This window comes from Psychrobacter sp. DWR1-2-3 (genome assembly GCF_049896465.1).
Classification (GTDB): Bacteria; Pseudomonadota; Gammaproteobacteria; order Pseudomonadales; family Moraxellaceae; genus Psychrobacter; species Psychrobacter maritimus.
Genome location: NZ_JAFCUJ010000001.1, coordinates 717,538 through 731,973 on the forward strand (window position 1 = coordinate 717,538; position 14,436 = coordinate 731,973).

Below are 14,436 nucleotides of genomic sequence, written 5' to 3' on the forward strand. Positions count from 1 at the left end.
CATGAAAAACTAAATTATTGATGAAAAACGATCTACAACGCCTTCAACTCTTCCATCTGCCCCGCCATAGCCGTTAACTGCCCTTCTAGCTCAGCCAGTTTCGCCTTCTCAGCATCGACCACTTCCGCTGGCGCTTTACTGACAAAGCCTTCATTACCGAGCTTACGTGCGATACCTTCGGATTGACCTTTCAACTTATCATATGACTTACCTAAGCGTGCCAGCTCAGCCGTTGGATCAATCAGACCTTTCATCGGTACGAGTACACGTAGCTGACCGACCATACTTGATGATGATAGTGGCACCTCATCGCCCTCTTTCAGTATCTCTAGGCTCTCGACTTTGGCAAGCGCTTTAAACTGGTTTTTGATACGTGATAGGCGCGCATCTTCGTCGCTAGAGATATTTTGTAGTAGCACTGGCAGACGTACCGCATTACCGAGTTTCATCTCACCACGGATATTACGCACGCTAGCGATTAGCTCTTGTAGCCACGCCATATCAGCCTCAGTTTGCTCACTGATTTGGGCAGTATCGGTTTGTGGATAGTCAGCAACGACGATGCTGCCGGTATTCTTACGACCCAGTAGCGGTGCAACCGTCTGCCAAATTTGCTCGGTCAGATACGGCATGATTGGATGGCTAAAGCGTAGCGCGGTCTCAAGCACATGCAGCAATACATAGCGGATTTGCGCTTTACGCTCGCTTGATACCGAGTCATCATTGAGGCTGGCTTTGGCAAGCTCAACATACCAATCACAGTATTCATTCCAGATAAACTCATAAATATCATGACTGACCATATCGAGGCGATACTGGGCAAAATGCTGATGGATATTACTAATCGTCGAGTTTAGACGACTCATGATCCATTTTTCTGGCAATTCCCAAACATCCATGTTGGCCACTTGGTCAATCGCTTGGGCATTGCCTTCTTTATCGACACAATTCATCAGTACAAAGCGGCTGGCGTTCCAGATTTTATTACAGAAGTTACGATAGCCCTCGACACGCTTTAGATCAAAGTTGATATCGCGACCAGTACTAGCAAGGGAGGTAAAGGTGAAGCGCAGCGCATCGGTACCGTAAGCTGGGATACCTTCTGGGAACTCTTTACGCGTTTGCTTTTCAATTTTGGCCGCATCTTTTGGATTCATCATATTGCTGGTGCGTTTTTCTACTAGTGTTTCCAAATCGATACCATCAATCAAATCAATCGGATCTAAGACGTTACCTTTAGATTTTGACATTTTTTGACCATTGCCATCACGTACCAGACCATGCACATAAACGGTCTTAAACGGTACTTGCGGCGTGCCGTCTTCGTTTTTCACGAAGTGCATGGTCATCATGATCATGCGCGCAACCCAAAAGAAGATAATGTCAAAACCGGTGACCAACACGCTGGTCGGGTGAAAGGTTTTAAGGACGCGTGGATCGGCGTTAGGGTCTGCCCAATCAAGCGTACTAAACGTCCACAAACCCGAGCTAAACCAGGTATCAAGCACGTCATCGTCTTGGCGCAATTTTACGTCGTCGCTTAAATTGTACTTAGTACGTACTTCCGCTTCATCACGGGCAACATAAATCTCACCTGTCGCGTCGTCATACCACGCAGGGATACGATGTCCCCACCATAGCTGACGGCTGATACACCAGTCCTGCAAGTCGGTCATCCACGACATATACATGTTTTTATATTGTGCAGGGACGAATTCAATACGGCCATCTTCTACGGCATCAATCGCAGGCTTGGCAAGCTTACTTACTGCTACATACCATTGATCGGTCAACCACGGCTCAACGATCGTACCGCCACGCTCAGCACGCGGGGCTTTGAGCGCGTAGTCTTCGATATCTTCTAGCCAGCCTTGCTCGCCCGCTTGCTCAACAAGGAATTTACGCGCCGCAAAACGCTCAAGTCCAGCGTATTCACTTGGCGTGGTTTCTAATGTTGGCTCACGTGTTTGTAGATCAGGATAAACTTCCATCGCTGGCAAAATGTTAGCGCGCTCATCAAGGATATTAATCAATGGCAAGTTATGACGACGACCAAGTTCATAGTCATTAAAGTCATGGGCTGGGGTAATTTTTACGCAACCGGTACCAAATTCGATATCAACATAATCATCGGCAACGATAGGCACAATGCGACCAGTGATTGGCAAGGTAATGGTTTTGCCAATCAAATGCGCGTAACGCTCGTCCTTTGGATTAACCGCAACGGCGGTATCACCCAGTAAGGTTTCAGGGCGCGTGGTGGCGACGACCAGATAGTTTTTACCCTCTTGGGTTTGCAACTCTTTATCAGTGAAATGATAGCGGAAATGCCATAAGCTACCTTTTTCATCGACGTTTTCTACTTCTAAATCCGATAGCGCCGTTTGGAACTTAGGATCCCAGTTGACCAAGCGCTTACCACGATAAATTAAACCATCGTCAAACAGACGCACGAACACTTCTTTAACCGCATTGGATAAGCCATCATCCATGGTAAAGCGTTCACGCGACCAATCGACCGAGCTGCCAAGCCGACGAATCTGACGGGTGATATTATCGCCCGACTCTTCTTTCCATTCCCACACTTTATCGATAAAGTCTTCACGCGTCATATCACGGCGCTTAATACCTTGCGCTTCTAGGCGACGCTCAACGACCATTTGGGTAGCAATACCTGCATGGTCGGTGCCCGGTTGCCATAGCGTATTATCACCATCCATACGATGATAACGGGTCAGCGCATCCATAATGGCATTATTAAAGCCATGACCCATATGCAGTGAACCGGTGACGTTCGGTGGCGGCAAGGCGATAGAGAACGACTCGTCTTTATCAAAGCTTGGCTTAAAATAACCACTGTCTTCCCAGCCTTGATACATGCCTGCTTCGACATCGCTTGGATTGTAGGCGTTCTCTAATTGACTTAAGGCGGCTTGAATAGATTCGGTCAGGTTGCTCTTGGTATTTTCAGGGGTATTAGGAGTACTCATAATAGAATGGTCTTTTATTAAAAATGAATGTGGTCAAACAAAGTTATCGAAAAATAGGGAAAATAATTAATAGAGTGATTTTAACGCAGATGGGCAGATTTTGTTAGATGCTAAGGTAATTTATCAGCCTTACAGCGCGTCATTGCACCACTAACACCAGCAAATACCAATAAACAACCGCAATCAGCTGAACTTCCCACAAAATAAATCCTAGTCGTGTTATAAAATATGGGTCATGCGAGAACTTATATACCTATCGTATATAGCTATCGTATATAGCTATCGTATATAGCTATCGTATAGCATGATAAATGGCGTCTTTATCCTAAAATAATAATCTGATAAACAGCGAGCCGACCGTGTCCCAAGAGACTGAGCACACCTATAGCAATAGCAGCCATTCTAAAGCTGACAACATAGATGATAAGCGCTTGATTGATGAGAGCGCTAACCATCTATCTAGTGCTAACAACAAGAACGTTAGCAACGCTGATGTGCCAGACGACACCGATGCAACAGAAAATTTAGAATATGAGGATTTTTCTGAGGATATTAGCAAAGAAGACCAAGAAACCATCAAAAAATTCGCCAACGATGACAATTTAAGTCAAGCAAAAAGCTATGCCAGTATCTTAGTTGAGCAAGTGATGGATGCTAGAGAAACCTTTGAGCGCTCGCTTGGCTCGCTATTTACCAGTGCTTTTACCGCTGGCCTTGAAATTGGCATCAGCTTCTTTATGATTTTATCGGCTTTTGCGCTTTTGAGTGGCGTGCTACCAAGCCATTATGCCGTGGTACTCGCCTCCCTACTTTATCCGATTGGTTTTATCATCGTCGTCATCGGTCAGTCGCTATTATTTACCGAACAAACCTCACTCTTAAGCCTACCCGTCCTCAATAAAATCGAACCGCTCAATAAGCTGCTACGCCTGTGGGGCATCGTCATCGCTGGCAACGTCGTTGGCGGCTGTTTATTTGCGGCATTGATGATAGGTTTAGGTTTAAATATGCAGCTGTTTAGCGTCAGCGACATTGATACTTATGCCGAGCATATCTTAGGGTTTAGATGGTGGGTGATATTCGGCAGCGCCATCTTAGCAGGCTGGATGATGGGCGTCACCGCGTGGCTTGTGACTTCAGCGCGCGATACCCTTAGCCGCATCGTCTTGGTGACGCTTATTACTGGCAGTATCGGCTTTTTGGGTTTGCATCATAGTATCGTGGGCAATATCGAAATCTTTTCAGCCTTGCTCTATGGCAATACCGTCAGCTTAGGGCGTTATTTGCTATTTTTAGCCGTGGTGTTGGTCGGCAATACCGTTGGTGGCGTGGTATTTGTCGCGATACTTAAAAACCGTACCTTCCTATTTGAATTAGCCAAAGTAAAGGAAGAAACAGCTAAGGATAAGCTAGAGGCAAAAAACAATATCCGTGGACCTTACTAGAGATAATCAGCACCGTATTTTTAAATTTAACGCTAAAATCCCATAACCGACGTTAACTATAATAATTCCATTTAAAAATAGTACAGGGCTGCTGGGATAAATTTTACGCCGCCTCTGGCGTGCAAAGCACACAGCAAGCATGGAAAATTTACCACAGTAGCCCTTTATAACATTTGTACTTATTTTATTTAGCACTGACTATATCGAAAGCGGGTATGCAGCTTTATAACTAAAAAATGATAATCGAGCAATTATGCCTGAATAATTGTACAAATAACGCATCCCTACTTACAGCATACGCGCTGCCAACACACTACTTTCTATCTCAGACTTTCTCAGCTTATTGTGCCGAGCGCTAAATATACGCACCAAAATCCCTGCCGTTAGGAACATTACTAAGGTATAAATGGCGGGCATCATCGACATGTCATAATTAGATAATAGCGTTAATGCCATAAATATCGATAAAGTACTGTTTTGTAGACCGACTTCTAGCGTCACCGAAGTTCTTTGCGCTAAGTTAAGGCCGAACCATTTGCTACTATAATAACCGAGCGCCATGGTTGAGACGTTTAATAATACCGATACAGGGCCAGTAGCGATAAAGGCATCGACAATGATATCGCGTTGCACATAACCCAAAAACAGCACTAAAAACGTTAAAAATATCACCCCAAATCGAGACACATAGACTTGTGAGCGATCGGCAACTTTTGGGGCGTAGCGTTTAATCAGCATTCCGATACTAATAGGTACAATCGTCAGCACCACCAAGGTAAGCACGGTTTTTACTACCGGCAATTCAAACTCACTACCGCTACCCATAAAATAAATCAATGAAAAACTCAGCACAATGGGAATGGTAAATACGGTAATAACGCTGGCAATCGCTGTCATCGTCACCGACAGCGCCACATCGCCTTTAGCCAAATAGGTAAATAAGTTTGAGGTAGTGCCGCCCGGACACAGAACGAGGAGCATAACCCCAACGGCGTATTCCGGGCGTAATGGCATGATATTAGCTAGGGCAAAGCCAATGATTGGCAACAGTATCAGCTGATTGGTCAAGCCAATACCGACAGCTTTTGGGTATCTTAATACCCGTTTAAAATCATTGGTAATCAGGGTCAAACCCATACCCATCATGATTAAAAACAAGCAAACAGGAATAACAACGGTATTTACTAAGGTGACTAGAGCCAGACTTTCCATAACTACATCCCTGTAGATATGACCTATTGCTAGGTCAATTTATAATGATTAAATGATGCCTGATTAGCAATCCTTGCTAATGCTTATAGATAACGGACATCACCCGTTTTAAACAATACTTATTTTGAACGATTTTTTATAGCATCTTTCATAGCATGTTATTGCTAACTATCAACAATAATTAAGAATTAATAAAGGGAGTATATAGGGCAAAAGTTAGGTTTAGCTGTTTTATTCAACGACTCACCAGTCAAATACGGCATATAGAGATTGAGTAGGAATAACAGAGGTTTAAACGGGGGCATTTACGGTGTAATTTTAGAGAATTAGCGCTAAATACTACTTTTAGTTAAATAGCTATGACGGTATAAACGCTTATTTTTTGGAAATGTTGATTGAGGTTTTGGTAGGCATAGTGATGGAAGCGTCAGTAGGCGCTTTAGTAGAATTTTCAGTACTAAGCACTGCCGTACCGTAAGCAATGGCTTCGACCATGCTGCCCAACTGATTGATATTACTCACTTCAAGACGTAAACCATAGATATGGTTATAACCTTGCGCCTGCGCTTGGGTGCGCATACGTACCAATGCTTCACGGCGAGCGCGGTCAAGCAAGGTTTCATAAGTGGTCAGATTTTTGCCAAAGATACTTAAGATGCGCGCTATGACCATTTTGAAATAATCTTGTGCAATCACCACGCTGCCCATGACCAACTGGCACTCAGTATCCGCAGAAAGTTTTGGCACATAAAAGCGCTCACTTGAGACGATAATATGACTGAGTTCTTGCTCTGCGACTCTTAATTGCGCCAAATGCTGCCGCTCATGCCGCGCCCCAAAAAACCAGCCCAGCACAAACAGAACGATAAGCGGCGCGTAGTTCATCAGCATTTGGGTAAGAGAGTTATTCATCGGACGTCTCGTATCATCAAAAAGCGTTGCCGCTTTTTATGGTTTATTAACCAAAAGGGTTGAAACGTGGCAAATCATCAGCAGCGGTGCTGGGCGATTGAGGCGCCGCTTGGCTGTGATTGTGACTCTGATCGTTATTGTGATTATTGAAACCCGTATGACCAGAGTGATTGCTCGGTGGTTGCTGCGGCAGCGGGACGGCTTTGACCGCTGTACCATAAACAAACAACTCTGATGCACCTTGGGCAATGCTCGAGGTCGAAAAACGCAAGCCCACGACCGCATCAGCGCCCAAAGCTTCTGCCTTAACCACCATACGATCGATCGCTTCTTGACGTGATTCTTCTAACAGCTCGGTATAAGCCGTCAACTCACCGCCGACGATATTTTTAAGCCCAGCAAACAAGTCCTTACCGACATGCTTTGAGCGCACGGTACTGCCATATACGACATCTAAGCGCTCGGTAATCTGATAATTGGGTAAGTGCTCAAGATTGGAGAGTTGCACAGTCATAGTACAGCCTTATCGGTGACTTATAGGGAGTTCAAAGAATATTTAAGGATTCAGCAAATAGTAAGGAAGAATGCTTATCGACAGTATTAATTTATAGACAGCATCTACTGGGATAAAGATATCCATTAACGCTGCCTATCTGTTTCTTTATTTAGCTATCTGTTCGTTCGTCTGTCTATTTATATACAAACGGCTCTAGTCGTTAGTATGGAACAATAAAAACAGCTCAGTCAAATTACCTTCGATACTATTAGCCATTTGCGCCATTTTATCTTCATCGGCACGCATTTGCGCAAGCTCAGGATCTTCATCATCGATGCCACTGAGTACAATCATCGGCAAGGTTAAGACCGCCACATCTTCTGCAGTTTCTTCATCTTCAAACCAATCACTGGCTTCATCGCCATACATCGCATCAACAAAGCCAATCGACCAAGCTACGATATCTGACTCGTCTGAAAAATCGACCGCCACTTCTTCGTTACCGGCATCTTCACCAAATGGTAGCTCAATCGGCGTCTCGTTTTTTAGTTCCGCCATAATCGATTCGCGCCAGCGCTGGATACCGTCGATAACATTTTCTGGAATTTCACTGACATGACCTTCAAACAATGCTTCTATCCAATTTGGCAACGGACGGCCAATGACAGTCGCGGTCAAAAAACCATGGGTGGCAACACTATCGAGCACAAACGCGCTTTCTTCATTGTCCAAATAGTCTAATAATTCATCGAAACTGAGTGGGTTATTCATAGTGTGATAGTCCTTGGAGGATAGATTACGTCAGGCGCAATAAATAAGTTATGAAATACAAGAAATATAAAAGGCGGGAAAGCTAAAAATCAAGGTAGACAACAACAAAAACTGTCTGAACGCATAAAACCTGTCCAAAGCACTTTTATAAAATATGTCTATTGAAGAGCGCTGATTGCCGCGTTATTTTTAATAAACCAATAGCATTAAGAAGAATAAAAGTACTTAGAATAATAATACTAAGAACCCTCATCTTAAAAACAGTATTGAGCAATATTATCAAAAACACCTAACAACCAGCTTAGCACAATGCATTCGACAGCAGGATTTTAAGCTTGTGAATCGGTTTAATCAGTTAACAACTTTCGGCTAAAAATCACGGAACCAAGCCATTTTCCTGATCCGTTAAATGGCAGCTGCAACCCGATAATGGGCATGACGATTTAGAGATCGTCATCATCCCAGTCATCACCATCTTCATCAAAATTATCGATGTCATCAAGATCGTCTTTTAGCTCTTTGGCCAAACGTTTTTCTTCTAGCAAATTATCGATCAAACGGCGTTTCTCTAGGCTGCTTAAGCGTGTACGCACACTTGTTTCGGCCTCTTCCACCATCTTTGCATCATCATCATCTACAAAATCATCATCAAAATCGTCATCAATATCAGCGTCACTCATGACAAACTCCTATCATTTTTCGGCAAGGGTATTAAAAATACATGAATATATATATGCCTTATAAAGTCTCTATTGAGTGTTGTCAATCCTTTTTATCACTATCATAGCATCACGTACAAAGTTAAAGCCTGCGCAAACGCTTATCGCACAGGCAATTGTAGAGGCTCACCTGTATCTAACGCTACGATTTACTCTTGCTCTTCTGTCTCTTCAATCATTAATACTGCATTGCGCACATCGGCCAAACGCTGAATCATAGCGTCATTGCCGCCATCAAATATCGCGCATTCGCGCTCATAAACAGTGGTGGGACGCATGATGCTTTGTACTTGTACATGATGGCTGATTTGTTTAAGACCAGCATTGGGCAGCAAGATAAGCATTTGCTCCTTTTTACCCACGCTATCTAACAGATGGCTCATTGCCTCGACTTGCGCATTATCGCTCACCCCCGCTTTTGCTGGTAAGGCAAATCTTGATAGCTCGACATGCTTATCATGAATGATTTTATTCAGCATCAAATACAGTTTGCCAAGCATCACACCTGCCAACGCGACTTTGGCGTGGCTGTTGTCTGCTTTTAGCATCACATAAGCGCCGCTTTCATCAAAGTGTGGCTCATTGAGCGCGCTGACCCCAAGCAACAATGGCTGCTTAAGTAGCTCATTCACTGCTTGGTTCAATAATTGGGTACATAACGCCAAATAAGGCAGGCGCTGCGATGGCGCTAGGCGCTCAAGCATGTTGAACTCATCGTGAAAGACTATCTGAACGCTAACACTATCGAATGGACGCGTAGCCGACAAGCGCGCAGCACTAGCAGATTTATGGCTACTGCCATTCTCATGACTAGCCGCTATTTCGTCTTGCGTGCTGTCCGTGTTATTACTGCCCGCACTATTTACCGTATAGTTTTCAGCGTCATTGACATTATTGCCCTCATTACCATTATTATTGTCATCAGTGTTCAGCGCGGTGTCCTGACCTTGTTGCCCTCTGACATACTGATTTACCGCACTATGAATGTTTAATTTTCGAGTATGCGGTTTTTTGCTACTGGTATCGTGAGCGGTTTCTTTAATCGCGCTATCGAAACCAGTTGGGTTAGAGGCAGATCCAGGGTTAAGCCCACTGTCTGATTCGCTTTCACGTTTAAGGTTGCGCTCATAACCGCGCTCAAATTCACGTTGATCAAGTTGTCGATACTGCTCGCGATGCAAGTCTTGAATATCACGGCTTAGCGCATTGATTTGCTCTCTACTTGGACGCGCAATATAACCATATATCAGCCATAACAATAAATGCAGCAACATCGAGCCAATGACAAACGGCCATTGCATGGCGATAATCTCACCCTTGCTAATATCTTTTAGCGTTAACGCCACACTACCGATGACCGCATCGCCTTTGGTGGCGATTTGGCTAATGGTATCACCCTGCTGCATCGGCGCATTCCCGACCGGCACCAAGACATCACCATTATTGTCTTTAATCAGTATGCGGGTCACGTCCTGCTCACTGGTATAGCGATTGGCTATGACGCTGAGGCTGACGCGGTCTTTATTTTCTAAAGACAAGCGCGCCTCATCAATAAGCTGGGCGACCATTTGCTCGCCCTTTTGGGCACGGCTATTGCTCAGCTGCTGATCGGTACTGATGACCAATAATAGGGTCTGCAAACAAAAACTAACCAGGAGAATAATGGCAAACAACCCTTGCCGCGGCGCTAAATACGTCATGATATGTTAAACTTTTTTGGATAAATGGAATTAAAAAACGAGGCTATGGCTCATTTTCTGGAAGAGTATGCAGCTATCTTTTTTATATTTACTTTGGCTCAATTTACTACCGCAGCTACTCGCTAAATAATATTTAATCAAATGTCATTTACGAGACCTGACTATCGTACATGAGATTTGTTGTGCAAGTATGTTTGGCGCACGCGCACATCGACAAATCCCCGTTTATTTTCTCTACTATATCACCATACTAATGGTTATGGCGTCAGCTAATATCATAAATTTATTGTAAGAATTTTCTTTTATTCAACGGCGATTTTTGCTCATACCAAGCATTTTTATCTGACTGTGAGACTTTGTACCTCATCTATAGGCGCTGCCCGGTAAAACTGTTATTATTCCTAATCTTATATCAGCATACAAGGGACAATTGAGCGATGCAAAAAAATACATCTTACTCGTTACCAAAAGACAGCAAAGCATGGCAACAAGCCGTCGATTCTGTAGCGTCATTATTGCCTGCGGGTACTAATCTGCATGATTTTGATGCGCTGCAATCCTTGCCTATTTTTGCGTTGATTGTGGTATTGCCTACGCATGTATCTTCGCTCGATATCCATCAATATGTGCAATCATGGGTGGATGAGCAGCCAAACTGGCATTTGGTGACCGTAGCAGAAGATGCTGATGCCAATTTTGTTGATGTTGAGATTGCTGATATAGATACTACGCAGCCATTTGCCAAGCACTCGTTTATTGATGTGCAAGTGTTCCGCTATTTGCTGGTGCCAGTCACCGATACGCTGATGCACCCTGCTAAAAAGACAGCAGCAGCGCACATTATCGATGACCAATTGACCACGCGTCTACGTCATGACTTAGCCGAAGACTATAAAAACTCGCAAAGTGCAATGAGTAGCGACCATTTAGATGTTGTCGATTGTCATATCTTATCGCTCGGTCATATGTTACGTACCCATAAGCTTGCCTGTTTCGATATGGACTCTACGTTGATTGAGCAAGAAGTCATCGTTGAGCTGGCAAAAACCGCTGGTATCGGTGAGCAAGTCGAAACCATTACCGAAGCGGCGATGCGCGGTGAAATGGATTTTGACGAATCTTTTGCTCAGCGCGTGGCCTTATTAAAAGGTATTCCAACCAGCGTGCTCGATGATATATGCAGCCGTTTGACCTTGTCGACAGGTGCGCGCACGACTATCAGTGCGCTTAAAGCCTTGGGTTATCATACGGTCTTGGTGTCAGGCGGCTTTACCTATTTTGCCCGTTATATCGCTGAACAGCTGGGCATCGATGAAGTACATGCCAATGCGCTAGATATCGAAGATGGCGAAGTCACCGGTCATGTGCAACTGCCGATTATTAATGGCACGAAAAAAGCAGCGATTGCTGAACATACCGCCGAACGCTTAGGTATTGATATGTCGCAAGTGGTCTGCGTCGGTGATGGCGCCAATGATTTACCGATGATGGCACTGGCAGATTTGGGTGTGGCGTTTAATGCCAAGCCCATCGTTCAAGCGCGTGCAGACGCTGCGGTCAATGTCACAGGGCTTGAAGGCGTGCTTTATGCGCTTGGCTATCCAGCCTTTGTACGTACAAAATAACGCTTCACTATTCTAAAAAATAAGCTAGGTTAAGGATTTGTCTTTGACCTAGCTTTTATGATTGAAGACTTTATGTTAAAGCCTTTATATACCTATATCTCTTTTATCCTATTCATCTCACTTTTATCCTGTTAAATAAGAAAGGAATGTCCATGACGGCATCACAATCACCGCGGCCAGATGCGCCGTCATCTTCCACTCATTTAGATAATGAGCATTTAATTAAAGAAAGCTCGCCTATTTATCATGACACTCCAAAACAGCTATTAGGTGTCTACGTCAAAGGTATTGCGATGGGTGCGGCGGACATTGTACCCGGTGTTTCGGGCGGTACCATTGCCTTGATTGCGGGGATTTATGAGCGCTTAATTAATGCCTTAAGTAGCGTCGGCCCCAATCTATGGCAGATATTTCGCCAACAAGGCGGGCTTAAAGGTTTCATTGCAGTATGGCGACAGGTCGATGCTACTTTTTTAGTGTGCTTATTACTTGGTATCGCCACCAGTTTTGCTACTTTAGCCGGACTTATTAAGCATTTATTGGACAATCAGCCTTTACTGATTTGGTCGTTCTTTTTTGGTTTGGTAGTCGCCACTGTCTTTATTTTATTAACTGAAATTACGCGCTGGAATATAGGGCGGGTCGCATTATTTTTGCTGGGGGCTGGTAGCGCGGTCGTTATTAGTAGCTTGCCGTTATTGACCACGGCACCAAGCTTACCTTATTTGTTCATTGCGGGCGCGATTGCCATTTGTGCGATGATATTACCCGGTATCTCAGGGTCCTTTATCCTATTGTTAATGGGCGCTTATGATTCGATACTCGAAGCGGTCCATACGCTAAACTTTAGTATTATTTTTACCGTCATTGCCGGTATGGCAACGGGGTTATTATTATTTACCCGTATGCTCAAATGGCTGCTATCACGCTACTATCAAGCAACCCTTGCCTTGCTAACAGGTTTTATCGCAGGCTCGCTGGTGAAAGTTTGGCCATGGAAAACCGATGCGCTCGGTACATTAAATAGCGCTGCTATCAATAACGTCATGCCATGGCAATATCCTACGGGTGCTCATTGGCTAACCACTTTAGGCTTAATGCTGTTAGGCGCTGTTTTGGTCACCGCCTTATCATGGTGGGGGCGCCGCGGCGTTCGTCCTTAAAGTTAAATGGACCTCAAAAAACACTTTAATTCCAAAAAAGCGCCCATGATTGTGGTGCTTTTTTGTTGGTAATTTTCTTGGCAATAATGGCAGAATTTGCACAGTATTTCCTTAATATCGTTTAAAAAAATCAAACGTCAGCTGTTGTCGCAAAGTCGTCGCTAGCCTCTTTAGCTTTAGGTCACAAACTTCCATAATGACCGTGTTGGAATTCACCTGATGAAGAGCGAGATGAACAATGTTATTAACAATATTTTCTACTTTTGCGAGTGAAACATGGGGCGCTGGCGCCATACTGGGTACTGGTCTGCTGCTAGGCTTGCTACTGGCGCTTGCCTTATCGTCGCAGCGTTGGTTGCTATGGTATCTGTTCGGTGGCATGGCCTATTGGTTGGCGGTTGAAGCCATTCACAGTTTATTAAGCTATTGGTTGGTATTGTCAGAATGGCACAATTATGTGGTTGCTATGGGTATCAGCTGGCTACCTTTGGTTGCTTGGGTACTTTATAGAGCATTGCGTTACGAAGACGTCAGTCGCACTGTGCATGAGCAACGTGAGCTGCAAGCCGCCCGCTATATTGAACATACGCCCGTCTATGATGATGACTATCAACCGCGCTTTCAGTAATTCGGTAATTCGGTAATTCAGTCATTCACTAAGTTTGCCCAATCATACTGCCGTCATCGAATGTTACAAGATACTTAATGCTCTCTACGTAACTCCTAAAGAATTGAAACCTATCATTCGTTCAATCGTTTATAATCTAATTATATATTTGTCGCAAAAATTGTTATAAAGTACGCATTATTTTGCGTCTCATTCTTTAGGAGTTCGATTATGTTTACTGTTCCTGTATTAGATATTAAGTCTGATCCATTAGATGTTTTATTGGCGGTGATTGGTTACCGTTTATCGATGTTGGCTGATAGCGATAACGAAGACGTCAAAGCGCTGTTTGCTGACCGTAAAGTAACCATCGAGCTTGCCAGCACTGAAGCTGATGTGGCGCGTTATTATAGCTTTGATAATGGTACATTTAGCCAACATAGTGGTCATGCTAAAGAAGCCGATTTGACGATTAATTTTAAAGACTCAATGACCGGCGTTAAGCTGTTGACCAAAGGCAGTCTTCCTGCTTTTATGACCGCTGTACAAGAAGGCAATCTAAGCATCGAGGGCGACTATAGCCTAATGATGTGGTTCAATAAGCTTGCCAAACACATCGTGCCAGCCGTTCCAGAACAATGTAAACCTTACATCCAGCAAGCCAAACCTTATGCTTATAAAGCGCAGAAGTTTGCTAACCATTGGCTCGGCGTTGCTAAGCACAAGTTGGGTAAATAATTGCGTCACCTAATTAAGTAGCTGACTAACCTCTAATGAGCTACTTAGCACTATTCTG

At 44.0% G+C, this 14,436-nt stretch carries 13 protein-coding genes; 6 read left to right on the top strand and 7 right to left on the bottom strand.

What is annotated here, in order from left to right:
* Positions 1 to 32: 32 nt before the first annotated feature.
* Positions 33 to 2,990: a valine--tRNA ligase gene (locus tag ACP7AA_RS02970; RefSeq protein ID WP_426222600.1), complete on the bottom strand. Its 2,958-nt coding sequence runs from the start codon at positions 2,988 to 2,990 to the stop codon at positions 33 to 35.
* Between the two features lie 359 nt (positions 2,991 to 3,349).
* Here ACP7AA_RS02970 and ACP7AA_RS02975 point away from each other — a divergent pair, with 359 nt between their 5' ends.
* On the top strand, positions 3,350 to 4,435 hold the full coding sequence (locus ACP7AA_RS02975) for a formate/nitrite transporter family protein (RefSeq protein WP_426222601.1): 1,086 nt from the start codon (positions 3,350 to 3,352) through the stop codon (positions 4,433 to 4,435).
* Between the two features lie 288 nt (positions 4,436 to 4,723).
* On the opposite strand, the gene ACP7AA_RS02980 is transcribed toward ACP7AA_RS02975, so the two are convergent.
* From ACP7AA_RS02980 to ACP7AA_RS03005, 6 genes are all read right to left on the bottom strand, one after another.
* A complete protein-coding gene (locus tag ACP7AA_RS02980) occupies positions 4,724 to 5,647 on the bottom strand; it encodes a bile acid:sodium symporter family protein (RefSeq protein ID WP_426222602.1) in 924 nt (307 codons plus the stop codon).
* A 375-nt stretch (positions 5,648 to 6,022) separates the two neighbouring features.
* Entirely contained in the window at positions 6,023 to 6,559 is a 537-nt protein-coding gene (locus tag ACP7AA_RS02985) for a YbjQ family protein (protein ID WP_426222603.1), read from the bottom strand.
* Between the two features lie 46 nt (positions 6,560 to 6,605).
* Positions 6,606 to 7,073 carry a YbjQ family protein gene (locus tag ACP7AA_RS02990; RefSeq protein WP_426222604.1) on the bottom strand — a complete coding sequence of 156 codons (468 nt, stop codon included), beginning with the start codon at positions 7,071 to 7,073 and terminating at the stop codon, positions 6,606 to 6,608.
* Between the two features lie 195 nt (positions 7,074 to 7,268).
* On the bottom strand, positions 7,269 to 7,826 hold the full coding sequence (locus ACP7AA_RS02995) for a UPF0149 family protein (protein ID WP_201565040.1): 558 nt from the start codon (positions 7,824 to 7,826) through the stop codon (positions 7,269 to 7,271).
* 443 nt (positions 7,827 to 8,269) lie between these two features.
* Positions 8,270 to 8,506 carry a PA3496 family putative envelope integrity protein gene (locus tag ACP7AA_RS03000; RefSeq protein ID WP_045443968.1) on the bottom strand — a complete coding sequence of 79 codons (237 nt, stop codon included), beginning with the start codon at positions 8,504 to 8,506 and terminating at the stop codon, positions 8,270 to 8,272.
* 188 nt (positions 8,507 to 8,694) lie between these two features.
* Complete coding sequence (locus tag ACP7AA_RS03005) at positions 8,695 to 10,245, bottom strand: hypothetical protein (RefSeq protein WP_426222605.1); 1,551 nt, start codon at positions 10,243 to 10,245, stop codon at positions 8,695 to 8,697.
* 437 nt (positions 10,246 to 10,682) lie between these two features.
* On the opposite strand from ACP7AA_RS03005, the gene serB reads away from it, so the two are divergent.
* The 5 genes from serB (at position 10,683) to ACP7AA_RS03030 (ending at position 14,378) form a co-directional block, all read left to right on the top strand.
* Positions 10,683 to 11,870: a phosphoserine phosphatase SerB gene (serB, locus tag ACP7AA_RS03010; protein ID WP_426222606.1), complete on the top strand. Its 1,188-nt coding sequence runs from the start codon at positions 10,683 to 10,685 to the stop codon at positions 11,868 to 11,870.
* A 152-nt stretch (positions 11,871 to 12,022) separates the two neighbouring features.
* On the top strand, positions 12,023 to 13,033 hold the full coding sequence (locus ACP7AA_RS03015) for a DUF368 domain-containing protein (RefSeq protein ID WP_426222607.1): 1,011 nt from the start codon (positions 12,023 to 12,025) through the stop codon (positions 13,031 to 13,033).
* A 219-nt stretch (positions 13,034 to 13,252) separates the two neighbouring features.
* Positions 13,253 to 13,306: a hypothetical protein gene (locus tag ACP7AA_RS03020; protein WP_367179659.1), complete on the top strand. Its 54-nt coding sequence runs from the start codon at positions 13,253 to 13,255 to the stop codon at positions 13,304 to 13,306.
* Positions 13,284 to 13,661, top strand: a complete 378-nt coding sequence (gene aciT, locus ACP7AA_RS03025) for an AciT family ciprofloxacin tolerance protein (RefSeq protein ID WP_227673586.1) — start codon at positions 13,284 to 13,286, stop codon at positions 13,659 to 13,661. The genes ACP7AA_RS03020 and aciT overlap by 23 nt, the downstream gene beginning before the upstream one ends.
* Before the next feature lie 210 nt (positions 13,662 to 13,871).
* Positions 13,872 to 14,378 (top strand): hypothetical protein, encoded by a 507-nt coding sequence (locus ACP7AA_RS03030; protein WP_201565036.1) that lies wholly within the window; start codon positions 13,872 to 13,874, stop codon positions 14,376 to 14,378.
* The last annotated feature ends 58 nt before the right edge of the window (positions 14,379 to 14,436 follow it).